This is a genomic window from Mycobacterium terramassiliense (assembly GCF_900157385.1).
GTDB lineage: Bacteria > Actinomycetota > Actinomycetes > Mycobacteriales > Mycobacteriaceae > Mycobacterium > Mycobacterium terramassiliense.
Window position 1 is genome coordinate 1,125,615 of record NZ_LT717701.1, and the last position, 12,753, is coordinate 1,138,367.

Consider the following 12,753-nt stretch of genomic DNA (forward strand, 5'->3'; position numbering starts at 1 on the left):
CGGCGGGCGCAAGGAGCGACAGCAGGACTGTGACGGGATCACAGTGATAACGCCAGACCCATCCGCTGCGGGTTCGGGTGCGGTCGTGGCCGCGCCCTTTCCCGAGTCGCCGGTGGTGCCGATCAGCCCGTGGGGACGCGCCCAGCCGCGCCCGGGGGACAAGGTTTTTCGTTGGCTGGCGCAAGGTTCCGGGGTTTTGATCGTGGTGCTGATCGCCGCGATCGGGGGCTTCCTGTTGCTGCGCGCGATCCCGGCCTTGCAGCGCAACCGGGAGAACTTTTTCAGCTACGCCGGCAACTGGGTCACCACCGACACCTCGGCCATGCACTTCGGAATCCTCGAGCTGGTCCAGGTGACCGTGCTCGTGTCGGCGTTCGCCTTGATGCTGGCCATGCCGATCGCCTTGGGCGTTGCGCTGTTCATCACGCACTACGCTCCGCGCCGGGTCGCCGCGCCGCTGGCCTACGCGGTCGACCTGCTCGCCGCGGTCCCCTCGATCGTCTACGGCGTGTGGGGCCTGTACGTGCTGGCCCCGCAGCTGCGACCCGTCGCCACCTGGCTGAATCACACCCTCGGCTGGTGGTTCCTGTTCGCCACCGGCAACGCGTCGGTCGCGGGGGGCGGGACCGTCTTCACTGGCGGGATCGTGTTGGCGGTGATGATCTTGCCGATCGTCACCGCGGTCACCCGCGAGGTGTTCATGCAAACCCCGAACGACGAGATCGAGGCCGCGCTGGCGCTCGGCGCCACCCGCTGGGAAGTGATCAGGACGATCGTGCTGCCGTTCGGGCTATCCGGGTACGTCAGCGGTGCGCTGCTGGGCCTGGGCCGTGCCCTCGGCGAGACGGTCGCGCTGCTGATCATCCTGCGGGGCACCCAGGCCGCGTTCGGCTGGTCGCTGTTCGACGGCGGGTCGACCTTCGCGACCAAGATCGCGGGCGCCGCCTCGGAATTCGACGACCGCTACCAGGCCGGTGCCTATATCGCCGCGGGACTGGCGCTGTTCGTGCTCACCTTCCTCGTCGACGCCCTGGCTCGCTATGCCGTCGCGGGCGCCCGCAACACGCGGGGGGCCCGATGACCTCGATGCTGGACCGCCCCCTCAAGCCGCGGGCCTTCCCGGCGATCGGCCGCCGTCGCCGCGCGGCCAACACGCTGGCGACCGCCCTGATGACGCTGTCGATGGCGATCGCCGTGACACCGTTGCTGTTGGTGCTCGGCACGGTCATTGCCAAGGGGTTCAGAGCGATTGCCACGACCGCATGGTGGACGCATTCGCAGGCGGGCATGACGGCCTTCGTGGCGGGCGGCGGCGCCTACCACGCGATGGTCGGCACGCTGTTGCAAGGACTGGTGTGCGCGGTCATCTCCGTGCCGATCGGGATCATGGTGGCGATCTACCTCGTCGAGTACGGTGGCGGCACCGCCCTGGGCCGGCTGGCCACGTTCATGGTGGACATCCTCGCCGGCGTTCCCTCGATCGTGGCGGCGTTGTTCTGCTACGCGCTGTGGGTGGCGACGCTGGGGCTGCCCCGCTCCGGTTTCGCGGTGTCCCTGGCCCTCGTCTTGCTGATGATTCCGGTGATCGTGCGGGCCACCGAGGAGATGCTGCGGATCGTTCCGATCGACCTCCGCGAGGCCAGCTACGCGCTGGGGATCCCGAAGTGGAAGACGATCGCGAGGGTCGTCCTGCCCAGCGGGTTGTCCGGCATCATCACCGGGATCCTGCTGGCGGTGGCTAGAGTGATGGGTGAGACTGCGCCGCTGCTGATTCTGATCGGTTATTCACAATCAATGAACTTCAACGTTTTCCACGGGTTCATGGGGTCGCTGCCCGGCATGATGTATAACCAGACATCGGCGGGCGCGGGCATCGACCCGGTGCCCACGGATCGGTTGTGGGGTGCCGCGTTGACCCTCATCCTGGTGATCGCGATCATCAATGCCGGGGCGAGGGTGATCGCGCGAAGGTATGCCCCCAAGAAGGCGTAGGCAGGAGCAGTAGTGGCCAAGCGGTTGGACCTCAAAGCCGTCAACATCTATTACGGGTCGTTCCAGGCGGTCGCGGATGTGACGTTGTCGGTTCTGCCCCGCAGCGTGACCGCGTTCATCGGCCCATCGGGCTGCGGCAAGACCACCGTCCTGCGCACGCTGAACCGGATGCACGAGGTGATTCCGGGCGCCCGGGTTGAGGGCAGCGTGCTGCTCGACGACCAAGACATCTACGGCCCCGGTATCGATCCGGTCGGGGTGCGCCGCGCGATCGGGATGGTCTTCCAGCGGCCGAACCCGTTCCCCGCCATGTCAATTCGCGACAACGTCGTCGCCGGCTTGAAGCTGCAAGGGGTGCGCAACCGCAAGCTGCTCGACGAGACGGCCGAATACTCGCTGCGCGGTGCCAACCTGTGGGACGAGGTCAAGGATCGGTTGGACAAGCCGGGCGGCGGGCTGTCGGGCGGTCAACAGCAGCGCCTGTGCATCGCGCGCGCCATCGCCGTGCAACCCGATGTGTTGCTGATGGACGAGCCCTGCTCCGCGCTCGACCCGATCTCGACGATGGCCATCGAGGAATTGATCAGCGAGCTCAAGCAGGACTACACGATCGTCATCGTCACCCACAACATGCAGCAGGCGGCCCGCGTGAGCGACCTGACGGCGTTTTTCAACCTGGAGGCCGTCGGAAAGCCCGGCCGGCTGGTCGAAATCGACGACACCGAAAAGATCTTTTCTAACCCGACCCAGAAGGCGACCGAGGACTACATCTCGGGCCGCTTCGGCTAGCTCGTCAGTGGTTTCGTGTCGTCCTCGGGCAGCCTGCCCGTCGCCTGGAAAATGACGCGCCGCGCCACTTCCACCGCGTGGTCGGCGAAGCGCTCGTAGAACCGGCCCAGCAACGTCACATCGACGGCCGCCGCCACACCGTGCTTCCATTCCCGGTCCATCAGCACCGAGAACAGGTGGCGGTGCAGGTCGTCCATCGCATCGTCTTCTTCTCGGATCCGCGCGGCCTTCTCCGGATCGCGGGACAACACCACCTCTTGCGCGCTATTGCCCAATTCCACTGCGACTCTGCCCATTTCGGCGAAATACCCGTTGACCTCTTCGGGCAGCGCGTGCTGTGGATGCCGTCGGCGGGCGATCTTGGCGACGTGCAGGGCCAGCGCGCCCATGCGGTCGATGTCCGCCACCATCTGGATGGCGCTGACGATGGACCTGAGGTCACCGGCGACCGGCGCCTGTAAGGCCAGCAATACGAAGGCGCTTTCCTCGGCTTGCGCGCTCAGCGTCGCGATCTTTTCGTGGTCGGAAATCACTTGTTCGGCCAGCACCAGATCGGCCTGCAGCAGGGCTTGGGTTGCCCGCTCCATGGCGATCCCGGCCAGCCCGCACATGTCGCCGAGGCGCCCGGATAACTCCGAAAGCTGCTCGTGGTAGGCGGTCCGCATGTCGCCAAGCCTACGTTCTCGACACGGGAAATGGTCGGCGCCGTACCGCCAAAATTCTTTACTCGCAGGTGGTGTCGGCCGCGTTGGTCACCGTCAGGTCGTCGGGCAGCTGGGTCGGCGCGTTGCCCGACCCGCGTTCTATCTGCATGCTGACCGACGAGCCGGTCGGTGCCGGAGTGGCAACCGCGTTGAAGTCCGGGCCCAACACCACCTGGATGACCTGCCCGTAGCCGGAGACCCGTTGGACCTTCGCGTTGGCGAACGACGACGCCACCGTGGCGGCGGCCTGCTCGTTGCCCGGCGAGAACAACACCGTCGTCGTGTTGACCGAACTCGGGTAGTCATCGGGCGTCATCACGTTGAAGCCGTGGTTCTTGAGCTGTTTGGTCGCGGTGGCCGCCAGCCCGCTCTGTGTCGTCGCATTGGACACCCGCACCGTGACGTCTTGCGGCGACGCGGTCGTCACCTGTTGGTGCTGAGCCTCGGGTGCCGCGGTGGGGGTCGGCGTCTTCTTGGTGGTGGGCGCCTTCGTCGCTCCCGAGGTGGGTGACGACCCGCCCAAAGGCTTGGCGTTCTGGTCGTTTTCCTCGGGCAGCGGGTCGTCGTTGATGATGGCGTCGAAGAGCGCCCGCATGTCGGCCATCCGCGGCGGCTCATCGCCGTTCTGGTCCGTGACGCCGGTCGGCACCGTCACGAACGTCATGTGCCCGGCCGCCATGCCCTGCAACGACTGACCCAGCTGGACCAGGTCCTTGGTCTTGACGTTGTCGACGGAAGTGAGGTTGATGAACATGTTGACGACGTTGTTGAGCTTGTTGAGGTCGAGCAACGTGTCCTCGGAGATCAGCGATCGCAACAGCGACGACAAGAACAACTGCTGGCGTTTGATGCGGCCGTAGTCACCGTTGGTCTCGGTCGTCACCTGGCGGGCTCGCACGTAGTTCAACGCGGTTGCGCCGTCGAGGACTTGGCGTCCCGCGTGGTCGAGCACCGTGCCCAGTTCGTAGTCGTGCAGCGGGGTGCGGCTGCACACTTCGACGCCGCCGAGGGCGTCGACCATTTTGGCGAACCCGGCGAAGTCGACGGCGATGAACCGGTTGATGTTGAGGCCGGACAGCTTCTGGATCTCCTTGACCAGACATTTGGGGCCGCCGAACGCGTATGCGGAGTTCAGCTTGGTCTCGGTGTAGACCATCTTGGAACCCCAGGTCTTGGTCTTCTCGTCGTAGATCGGTCCGTACTTGCCGGTGTTGGGGTTGTAGGCCTCGCATTGGATCGGGGTGATCGCCAGGTCGCGGGGGAACGACACCGCGACCACGCGTTTCCGGTTCGCCGGGATGTTCACCAGCATGACGGTGTCGGACCGCGCGCCATCGGCGTCGTCAGTGCTGCCGGCGCCCATGTCGGCGTTTTCCCCGGCCCGCGAGTCGACGCCGACGATCAAGAAGTCCTCGTCGCCGTACTGCCCACCGGGATCCCGGATGTCGCTCGAATTCGGGTCGAGCGCGCTGATCATGTTGAGGCGGTTATTCTTCGACGCGCTCCATTGCCACGCGCCACCGGTCAGGGCCAGCGCCAGCACGGCGGCCAGGGCCGCCGCCGAGCGCGCGGCGACCCGTATCGGCCGCCGGCGGGACGTCGGCTTCGACTCGCGGCTGTTGGGCGCGCGCTCGGAATCCGGGGTGGCCGCCGAGGTGTCGAACTCGTCGTCGTTCGGATAATGGGCGGCCTGGAGGTCCGGTAGTTCCGCGGCGGCGTCGAGGGAATACGCCGGGGTCTCGATCACCTGGGTGTCCTGCAGCTCGACGGGCAGACCCGGCGCGTTTTCGGCGGGTTCGGCGTCGGAGGCGGCGCGGCGGTGGCTGGGCCGGGCGGCGCTGGGCGCCCCGACCTTGGCGATCAGATCGGCGACCGTGAGCCCACCGTCGGCGTGGCAGCCCGCTTTTTCCGGCTCTTCGGCCGCGGGCTCGATCAACGCCGGCTCGGCCTGCCATCGGTGAACGCCGTCATCGGCCGGTGCTTCGGCGAACCGTTCCCACGGGGCCGAGCCCAGTCGTGGTTGCGGGGTGCGCCGATGGTCAAGAGTGGCGTCAGTGCCGCCATCACTCATGTCCTATCGGCCTCCGAAGCTCTCATGCGACGGTAGGGGAGCCCGTACGCAAATCCCAGCGCGCTCCCGCAGCGGCACCAAACCGACCCCCACGGAAGCGCAATGCGGCAAGGTCCACATCGTACTGAGTTATCGGTCCCGAAGCGATTTCGAGCGTGTTAACGCTCAGCCACCCGAGTGCATCACGTCCGCCCCGGCCGGCACCGTGCAGTCGTCCGGGTCGGTCAGCCAGCCTTCGGGCAGCGTCACGCGGGCCGGTGAACCCTGTCGGCCGCGAGGGCCGGTCGCCGAGTCCGGGAAGGGCACCGAGCCGTCCAATCGGCCGAGCAGCGTGTCGAGTTCGTCCAGCGTCGTGACCATCGCCAGCGCCCGGCGCAATTCCGATCCGGCGGGGAAGCCGTGCAGGTACCAGGCGATGTGCTTGCGGATGTCGCGCATGCCCTTGTCCTCGCCGAAATGCGCCGCCAGCAGCCTGCCGTGCCGGCGCATGATGTCGGCGACCTCGCCCAGCGTGGGAGGGGTCGGAGCCGGCCGGTCGGTGAACGCGGCCGACAGCTCGGCGAACAGCCACGGCCGGCCCAGGCAGCCGCGGCCGATGACCACGCCGTCGCAACCCGTGGAGGCCATCATCGCCAGCGCGTCGCTGGGGTCATAGATGTCGCCGTTGCCCAGCACCGGGATGGTCCGCACCTGCTGCTTGAGCTGCGCGATCTGTTCCCAATCGGCGGTGCCGGAGTAGCGCTGCGCCGCCGTGCGGGCGTGCAGGGCGACCGCGGCGGCCCCCTCGGCTTCGGCGATGCGGCCGGCGTCCAGGTGCGTGTGGTGCTCGTCGTCGATGCCGATGCGGAACTTGACGGTCACCGGTATCCGGGTGCCCTCGGTGGCCCGCACGGCGGCCGCGACGATCTGACCGAACAGCCGCCGCTTGAACGGCAGCGCCGCCCCGCCACCACGCTTGGTGACCTTGGGCACCGGGCAGCCGAAATTCATGTCGATGTGATCGGCGAGGTTCTCGTCGGCGATCATCCGCGCGGCCGCGTAGGTGGTCGCCGGGTCGACGGTGTAGAGCTGCAGCGAGCGGGGCGACTCGTCCGGCGCGAACGTGGTCATGTGCATGGTGACCGGATGCCGCTCGACGAGGGCGCGAGCGGTCACCATCTCGCAGACGTACAGGCCGCTGACCGTGCCGACCTTCGACAGTTCCAGCTCGCGACACAGCGTCCGGAACGCGACGTTCGTCACGCCGGCCATCGGCGCCAGCACCACCGGGCTGGCCAGCGTGATCGGACCGATGCGCACGGACTACCGGCGGCTCATCGCCAGCTTGCCAGCCGTCTGATGTAGCTCGAATGCCGTGGTCCTCTTGCCCGTGCGGGCCTCCCGATCGAGTTGGCGCTGCTTGGAGACCTCGAACTTGTCGCAGGACGCCTCGAGCTCCTTGATCAGCAGTGCAAGGTCCTCGCGCAACTCGGCCGCCTCACCGGTGATGTCCTCGCGCTCGAAGAAGCGCCATTTCTTCAGGATCGGCATGACGACGTCGTCGAGGTGGATGCGGGGGTCGTACACGCCTCCCATGGCGATCAACACGGCTTTGCGCCGGAATTCAGGTACCTGGAAGCCGGGCATCTGGAAGTTGCGCAGGATCTTGTGCAGCGACCTCGTCGCCTGGTTGGGATCGATCTCGAACCCGGCCTCGCTGACGTCGCGGTAGAAGATCATGTGCAGGTTCTCGTCGGCCGAGATTTTGGCGAGCATCTGGTCTGCGATCGGCTCGTTGCAGGCCTTACCGGTGTTGCGGTGCGAAATCCTGGTCGCCAGCTCCTGGAACGTGACATAGATGACCGAATCGAACAGGCTCTCGGCGAACAGGTCTTCACGAACCTGGTGGTTCTGGCCCGGGCTGAAACCGCGGTTCACCACCTCGATGCGCAGCTTCTCCAACTCGACCGGGTCGACGGCGCGGGTCACCACCAAATAGTCGCGCAGCGCGATCCCGTGCCGGTTCTCCTCGGCGGTCCAACGGTTGACCCACTGCCCCCAGGCGCCGTCCATGCCGAAGTTCATCGCGATTTCGCGGTGATAGGAGGGCAGATTGTCTTCCGTCATCAGATTCTGCACCATCGCCACCTGGGCGAGGTCGGAGAGCTTGCTCTGCTCGGGGTCCCAATCCTGACCGCCGAGCGCGTAGAAGTTCTTGCCGTCCGACCACGGAATGTAGTCGTGCGGGTTCCAGTCCTTGTGCACGCTCTCGTGCCGGTTGAGGTATTTCTCGACCACCGGCTCCAGTTCGTGCAGCAGCTGTAGGTCGGTCAGCTGGGCTGACATGGCCCCTCCAGTTATCTGTGTCTACGGGTTGCAGTCAATATATCTGTGCCCGCCGGTAGCATCAAGTTTCTCCAGCCCGCGCGCCGTCGGGATTCCGGATCGTTACTTCTCATGGCTAGCCAGCTCGGCGCCGACGGAAACCGCTACTCGGATTTGGCCTGCTCGGCCGCGGAGACGTACGGCGACGCCGCGGTGAACAGCATGTTGACGCAGTAGTCGATGAACTGCGTTCGGCTCGCCCCGAGCTGGCCGTTGAGGTAGGCGGTGAACAGGCTCGTCAGCCCGCCGACCAGGCTCGTGGCGATCATTTTCTGCAACACCGAATCGCCGATCCGGGACAGCTTGCGCTGCAGCAAGTCGATGAAGTTGGGCATCCACTCCGCGCCGGACTGGGTCAATATCGGCTCCACCGTGGGCGCCAGCAGCAGCACCCGCCCACGCACGGGATCGTCGACCATCAGCTCGACGAACTGTTCGACGGCCTCGCGCGGGGTTTTCGCGGACGTCAGGGTGTTCATCGCCCGCGTGCACACGTCGTCATAGACGGCGCGCACGAATTCGTCACGGTCGGAGAAGCTTTCGTAGAAGTAGCGCTCCGTGAGCGCGGCCTTGCGGCACACCGCGCGCACGGTCAACGCGGGGCCGCGATCGCTGCCGAGCAACTGCACACCGGCGGTGATGAGATTGTCGCGACGCAGGGCGTGCCGGCTTTCCAGGGGGACGCCGGTCCAGCGGCCCCGTCGTTGACCGGTCGGCACATCGCTCCTAAGCTCTAAATTGACAACGCATGTAGTCAGTTTGCCGATACTTACAGGAATCCAATAGTGACCCAACATACGTCCGCACCCCACTCGCTGACCAGCGGCTCCGACGGCGTCGCCGGCGGGTGCCCGGTGTCGCCACTGGGCTACGCGGTGCCACCGACGCCGCTCGGCCCGGATTCTTTGACCTGGCGGTACTTCGGGGACTGGCGCGGCATGCTGCAGGGTCCGTGGGCGGGCTCCATGCAGAACATGCACCCGCAGCTCGGCGCGGCCGTCATCGACCATTCGACGTTCTTCCGGGAGCGCTGGCCACGACTGCTGCGCTCGTTGTACCCGATCGGTGGCGTCGTCTTCGACGGCGACCGCGCCCCGGTCACCGGCGCCGAGGTGCGCGACTACCACACCGATATCAAGGGCGTCGACGAACAGGGCCGGCGCTACCACGCGCTGAACCCCGACGTGTTCTACTGGGCTCACGCCACCTTCTTCGTCGGCACGATCCATGTGGCCGAACGCTTTTGCGGGGGTCTGACGGAGGCGCAGCGGCGCCAGCTCTTCGACGAGCACGTCGAGTGGTACCGCCTGTACGGCATGAGCATGCGCCCGGTGCCGGCGTCCTGGGAGGACTTCAAGGTCTACTGGGACCACATGTGCCGCAACGTCTTAGAGAACAATTGGGCCGCCCGCGCGGTCCTCGACCTCACCGCGCTGCCCAAACCGCCGTTCGCTCAATGGCTTCCGGACCCCTTGTGGGCCGCACAGCGCAAACTGCTGGCCCCGTTTTTCGTGTGGCTCACCGTCGGCCTCTACGACCCGCCGGTGCGCGAACTGATGGGCTACCGGTGGTCGCGCCGCGACGAATGGCTGCACCGGCGCTTCGGCGACCTCGTCCGCGTCGTTTTCGCCTGTGTACCACGGCGATACCGGAAACATCCGCGGGCGCGGGCCGGCTGGGATCGCGTCACCGGACGGATCCCGGCGGACGCACCGCTGGTGCAGACGCCGGCGCGCAACCTGCCGCCATTGGACGAACGGGACAACCCCAAGCACTACTGTCCGCGGGTCTAAGCCCGTCCGCCGACCGTATCTCTACCCGTGGACGTGGTTGTGCGCGCCTTCGAGGTCGGACTGGTGCACGTGTTGGTGAGTGTGCTCGGTTCCGTCGTCGTGGGCGTGGGGATGCTCGTGGCTGACATGGTCGTGCTCGTGCGTGGTGTGCGCGTGTGAATGGGTCGCGTCGCCGTGGCGGTGTTCGTGCGCGTGCGGCGCGTCATGGGTGTGCGGCTCGGTCATTATGTCACCTGTCTCTCTGAAACCTGTTGTGCCCCTTGGTCGTCAAGCCGGGCCCCGACGCGGACGAGCGCTTCGCGTCGACGACGGTCCGGCGACGGCCTTCAGGTCACTCTCGCCCCGGTGATGGCGGGGAACCCCGGGCCCGGCGTGCTCGGCGTTGCAGACCGCATCGATGACGAGCTGCCGGACGTGGTCGTTCTCCAGGCTGTAGAAGATGCTGGTGCCGTCGCGGCGCGTGCGCACCAGCCGCGCCATGCGCAGCTTCGCCAGGTGCTGGGAGACCGACGGCGCGGGCTTTCCCACATGTTCGGCAAGTTCGTTGACCGACATCTCGCGGTGCGTCAACGACCAGAGCACTTGCACGCGGGTGGGGTCGGCGAGCATCCGGAAAACCTCGACGACGAGGCCGGCCTGGTCGTCGGGCAAGCGGTCTTCGCTATTACCTGCATGCATACGCAAATAGTAGCGGAGGGTGTTCTGTGCGGCAATGCCGCGGTAGTCAGCCGGGGGGGACGACCGTCGACGTGCGCCGGCCGCCGTTGCGCTCGTTCCAGAACCGGTACACGTCCACTGCGGCTTCGTGGGGCCGGTAGCGCATCGGGAGGCGACGCCGGTCCCAGGGCTTGGCGAATTCGTCGTAGAACGTGGCGACCTCGAAGTATTTGCGGTCATCGAGGTAGTACTGCTCGTAGGACTCGCGAGTGATCAGGAAGACGACTTCCCTGGGCGAGCAGTAGTACAGCGAGCCCAGGCACATCGGGCACGGATGGGCCAGCACATAGATGGTGCTGTCGACCAGGTGCTCGGTGCCGAGCTTCCGGCACGCCTCCCCGATCGCCAGTATTTCGGCGTGAGCGGTTGGATCGTTCGTCTGGGCCACCCGGTTGGCGCTCTCGGCGAGGACTTCGCCGTCCCGCGCGATCACCGTCGCGAAGGGCCGACCGCCGTCCGCGACGTTGCGACGTGCCAATTCGATCGTGCGCTGGGCGAAGTCCATCACAGGTCGGAGGGTAGTCGCGCGGGGCGGCCGCCGGCGCTGTGGTAGTAACTAGACAATCTATATTTCTCGGCTGGGGATGAGGAACACCATGGCGCGCACCGACCGCGATCGTTGGGATTTGGCGACGAGCGTCGGGGCGACGGCGACCATGGTCGCCGCGCAGCGGGCGCTGTCCAGCGCCGAAAAGTTGATCGAGGACCCCTACGCGGCGCCGTTGGTGCGCGCGGTGGGCATCGACGTCTACGTCCGGTTGGTCAACGGCGAGATCCCGGTCGGGGAGGAGTCCGAGTTCGATCCGCAGCGGATGGCGCGCGGGATGGCTTGCCGCACCAGGTTTTACGACCAATTCTTCCTCGACGCGACGCGCGGCGGCATTGGTCAGGTGGTGATCCTCGCCTCGGGCCTGGACGCGCGCGCCTACCGCCTGCCGTGGCCGGCGGGCACCGTCGTATATGAGGTCGACATGCCCGAGGTGATTGAGTTCAAGACGCTGGCGCTGCGCGACCTCGGTGCCGAGCCGACCGCCGAGCGGCGCACCGTTGCCGTCGACCTGCGCGACGACTGGGCCGGGGCGTTGCGGGCCGCGGGCTTCGATCCGCAGGCGCCGGCGGCGTGGAGCGCCGAGGGCCTCTTGGTCTACCTGCCCGACGAGGCCCAGGACGCCTTATTCGACAACATCACCGCGTTGAGCGCCTCGGGCAGCCGCCTGGCCTTCGAATTCGTGCCGGACACCGCCGTTTTCGCCGATGAGCGCTGGCGCGCGCACCATGACCGGATGAGCGAACTCGGGTTCGAGATCGACTTCAACGACCTCGTGTATCACGGTCAGCGCAGCCACATTCTCGACCATCTGGCCCAGCGCGGATGGCGGACGTCGTCCCAAACCGTCAAGGAGTTGCACGCGGCCAACGGCTTCGTCTATCCCGACGACGACGCCGCCGATGCCTTCGCCGACGTGACCTACAGCAGCGCGGTGTTTACCGGGCTTAGCGGCTGAGCAGGTCGTCCTTCAGGCGGGTGGTGAGCATCTCCTGAAACACGGTGCGGGCCGGGTCGTAGAGGTCCTGGAAGGTCGCCAGCACCGTGCTCCGGTCGTATTCGGGGATTGACCCGAGCGGGGTCCAGAAGCTGTCGATGTCCAGGAGGAAGAACGGGCCCTGCGCGGCCGGCATCGTGCGGCGCAGGTGGTAGCTGGCGTCCAGCGCCTGGCCCACACCCGGGCCGTAGCGCACGATCATCGACTTGCCTGGGTTCGCCTCCCGGTACACCGCGGCTCCCTGCCATTCGGTCAGGGTCAGGCCGGCGGGCGCGATGCGCTGCGGTCCGAGCAGTGGCTCGGCGATCCAGTTGGCCCACTCGATGCGGCCGTCCACGCCCTGCGGGACGCGGATCTCGAGGACGTAGCGCAGGCCGAGGCGCTCCACCCCGACGATCGGCGAAAACTGTGAGCGGGCGTCGATGACCCGCATCACCAGGTCGACCAGCTCCTCAAAGTTGGTGTATGCGGTGGTCTCGATGACGACCGCCTGGGTCTTCATCGAGGCGGCGAGCGTGTTGTCGCGGTTGACGTAACGCACGAACCGCTCGGCGGCGGGTTGCGGATTTCCGCCGGCGCCCATCGCCCAGGCCACGTCCTGCGCCTGGCGTTCGATCGGCAGTAGGTCAGCGAGCAGGCGTCTGAGCTCTCCGCTCGAGGATTCGGTGAGGGAATCCGTTGCCGGGTGACGGATTTCCATGGTTACCAGGGCTACAGGCGCGTTTGGGTAGGCCGCATCGACACTCACATTTCCGAGCATAAGCCAAGCCGCTTGGCCG

14 protein-coding genes are annotated in these 12,753 nt (G+C 66.7%); 5 read left to right on the forward strand and 9 right to left on the reverse strand.

Annotated features, from left to right (window positions below; genetic code table 11):
* The first annotated feature begins 43 nt into the window (after positions 1-43).
* Genes pstC through pstB form a run of 3 tightly spaced genes read left to right on the forward strand, consistent with a single transcriptional unit; the run spans position 44 to position 2,781 of the window.
* Entirely contained in the window at positions 44-1,081 is a 1,038-nt protein-coding gene (gene pstC / locus MTAB308_RS20065) for a phosphate ABC transporter permease subunit PstC (RefSeq protein WP_425436290.1), read from the forward strand.
* Positions 1,078-1,992, forward strand: coding sequence for a phosphate ABC transporter permease PstA (gene pstA, locus MTAB308_RS20070; RefSeq protein ID WP_077101485.1), 915 nt, complete (start codon positions 1,078-1,080; stop codon positions 1,990-1,992). The genes pstC and pstA overlap by 4 nt, the downstream gene beginning before the upstream one ends.
* A gap of 12 nt (positions 1,993-2,004) precedes the next feature.
* A complete protein-coding gene (pstB, locus tag MTAB308_RS20075; RefSeq protein ID WP_077101488.1) occupies positions 2,005-2,781 on the forward strand; it encodes a phosphate ABC transporter ATP-binding protein PstB in 777 nt (258 codons plus the stop codon).
* On the opposite strand, the gene phoU is transcribed toward pstB, so the two are convergent.
* The 5 genes from phoU to MTAB308_RS20100 all read right to left on the reverse strand — a co-directional run bounded on the left by phoU (position 2,778) and on the right by MTAB308_RS20100 (position 8,639).
* Positions 2,778-3,446, reverse strand: a complete 669-nt coding sequence (gene phoU / locus MTAB308_RS20080; protein WP_077101490.1) for a phosphate signaling complex protein PhoU — start codon at positions 3,444-3,446, stop codon at positions 2,778-2,780. The two genes, pstB and phoU, sit on opposite strands and share 4 nt — an antisense overlap.
* Positions 3,447-3,504: 58 nt before the next feature.
* Positions 3,505-5,556, reverse strand: coding sequence for an LCP family protein (locus tag MTAB308_RS20085; protein ID WP_077101493.1), 2,052 nt, complete (start codon positions 5,554-5,556; stop codon positions 3,505-3,507).
* A 165-nt stretch (positions 5,557-5,721) separates the two neighbouring features.
* Complete coding sequence (gene dusB / locus MTAB308_RS20090; RefSeq protein WP_077101495.1) at positions 5,722-6,855, reverse strand: tRNA dihydrouridine synthase DusB; 1,134 nt, start codon at positions 6,853-6,855, stop codon at positions 5,722-5,724.
* A 3-nt stretch (positions 6,856-6,858) separates the two neighbouring features.
* A complete protein-coding gene (locus MTAB308_RS20095) occupies positions 6,859-7,881 on the reverse strand; it encodes an acyl-ACP desaturase (RefSeq protein WP_077101497.1) in 1,023 nt (340 codons plus the stop codon).
* 143 nt (positions 7,882-8,024) lie between these two features.
* On the reverse strand, positions 8,025-8,639 hold the full coding sequence (locus MTAB308_RS20100; protein ID WP_108637363.1) for a TetR/AcrR family transcriptional regulator: 615 nt from the start codon (positions 8,637-8,639) through the stop codon (positions 8,025-8,027).
* A gap of 66 nt (positions 8,640-8,705) precedes the next feature.
* Between MTAB308_RS20100 and MTAB308_RS20105 the strand changes: the two genes are divergently transcribed.
* A complete protein-coding gene (locus MTAB308_RS20105) occupies positions 8,706-9,713 on the forward strand; it encodes an oxygenase MpaB family protein (protein WP_077101499.1) in 1,008 nt (335 codons plus the stop codon).
* 21 nt (positions 9,714-9,734) lie between these two features.
* Here MTAB308_RS20105 and MTAB308_RS20110 read toward each other — a convergent pair whose 3' ends face one another.
* Genes MTAB308_RS20110 through MTAB308_RS20120 form a run of 3 tightly spaced genes read right to left on the reverse strand, consistent with a single transcriptional unit; the run spans position 9,735 to position 10,938 of the window.
* Complete coding sequence (locus MTAB308_RS20110; protein ID WP_077101501.1) at positions 9,735-9,938, reverse strand: zinc transporter Slc39a7; 204 nt, start codon at positions 9,936-9,938, stop codon at positions 9,735-9,737.
* A 42-nt stretch (positions 9,939-9,980) separates the two neighbouring features.
* Complete coding sequence (locus tag MTAB308_RS20115) at positions 9,981-10,391, reverse strand: ArsR/SmtB family transcription factor (protein WP_077101503.1); 411 nt, start codon at positions 10,389-10,391, stop codon at positions 9,981-9,983.
* Positions 10,392-10,437: 46 nt separating this feature from the next.
* Positions 10,438-10,938: a nucleoside deaminase gene (locus MTAB308_RS20120; RefSeq protein WP_245831454.1), complete on the reverse strand. Its 501-nt coding sequence runs from the start codon at positions 10,936-10,938 to the stop codon at positions 10,438-10,440.
* 88 nt (positions 10,939-11,026) lie between these two features.
* On the opposite strand from MTAB308_RS20120, the gene MTAB308_RS20125 reads away from it, so the two are divergent.
* A complete protein-coding gene (locus MTAB308_RS20125; RefSeq protein ID WP_077104558.1) occupies positions 11,027-11,935 on the forward strand; it encodes a class I SAM-dependent methyltransferase in 909 nt (302 codons plus the stop codon).
* Here MTAB308_RS20125 and MTAB308_RS20130 read toward each other — a convergent pair.
* A complete protein-coding gene (locus MTAB308_RS20130) occupies positions 11,925-12,734 on the reverse strand; it encodes a TIGR04255 family protein (RefSeq protein WP_077101507.1) in 810 nt (269 codons plus the stop codon). The two genes, MTAB308_RS20125 and MTAB308_RS20130, sit on opposite strands and share 11 nt — an antisense overlap.
* Positions 12,735-12,753 lie beyond the last annotated feature (19 nt).

Bases quoted from the DNA above. Each gene is read 5' to 3' on its own strand.
- MTAB308_RS20115 (WP_077101503.1), bottom strand. From the start codon at position 10,391: ATGCATGCAGGTAATAGCGAAGACCGCTTGCCCGACGACCAGGCCGGC.
- MTAB308_RS20125 (WP_077104558.1), top strand. From the start codon at position 11,027: ATGGCGCGCACCGACCGCGATCGTTGGGATTTGGCGACGAGCGTCGGG.
- MTAB308_RS20130 (WP_077101507.1), bottom strand. From the start codon at position 12,734: ATGCTCGGAAATGTGAGTGTCGATGCGGCCTACCCAAACGCGCCTGTA.
- MTAB308_RS20085 (WP_077101493.1), bottom strand. From the start codon at position 5,556: ATGAGTGATGGCGGCACTGACGCCACTCTTGACCATCGGCGCACCCCG.
- MTAB308_RS20095 (WP_077101497.1), bottom strand. From the start codon at position 7,881: ATGTCAGCCCAGCTGACCGACCTACAGCTGCTGCACGAACTGGAGCCG.
- phoU (WP_077101490.1), bottom strand. From the start codon at position 3,446: ATGCGGACCGCCTACCACGAGCAGCTTTCGGAGTTATCCGGGCGCCTC.
- MTAB308_RS20110 (WP_077101501.1), bottom strand. From the start codon at position 9,938: ATGACCGAGCCGCACACCCATGACGCGCCGCACGCGCACGAACACCGC.
- pstA (WP_077101485.1), top strand. From the start codon at position 1,078: ATGACCTCGATGCTGGACCGCCCCCTCAAGCCGCGGGCCTTCCCGGCG.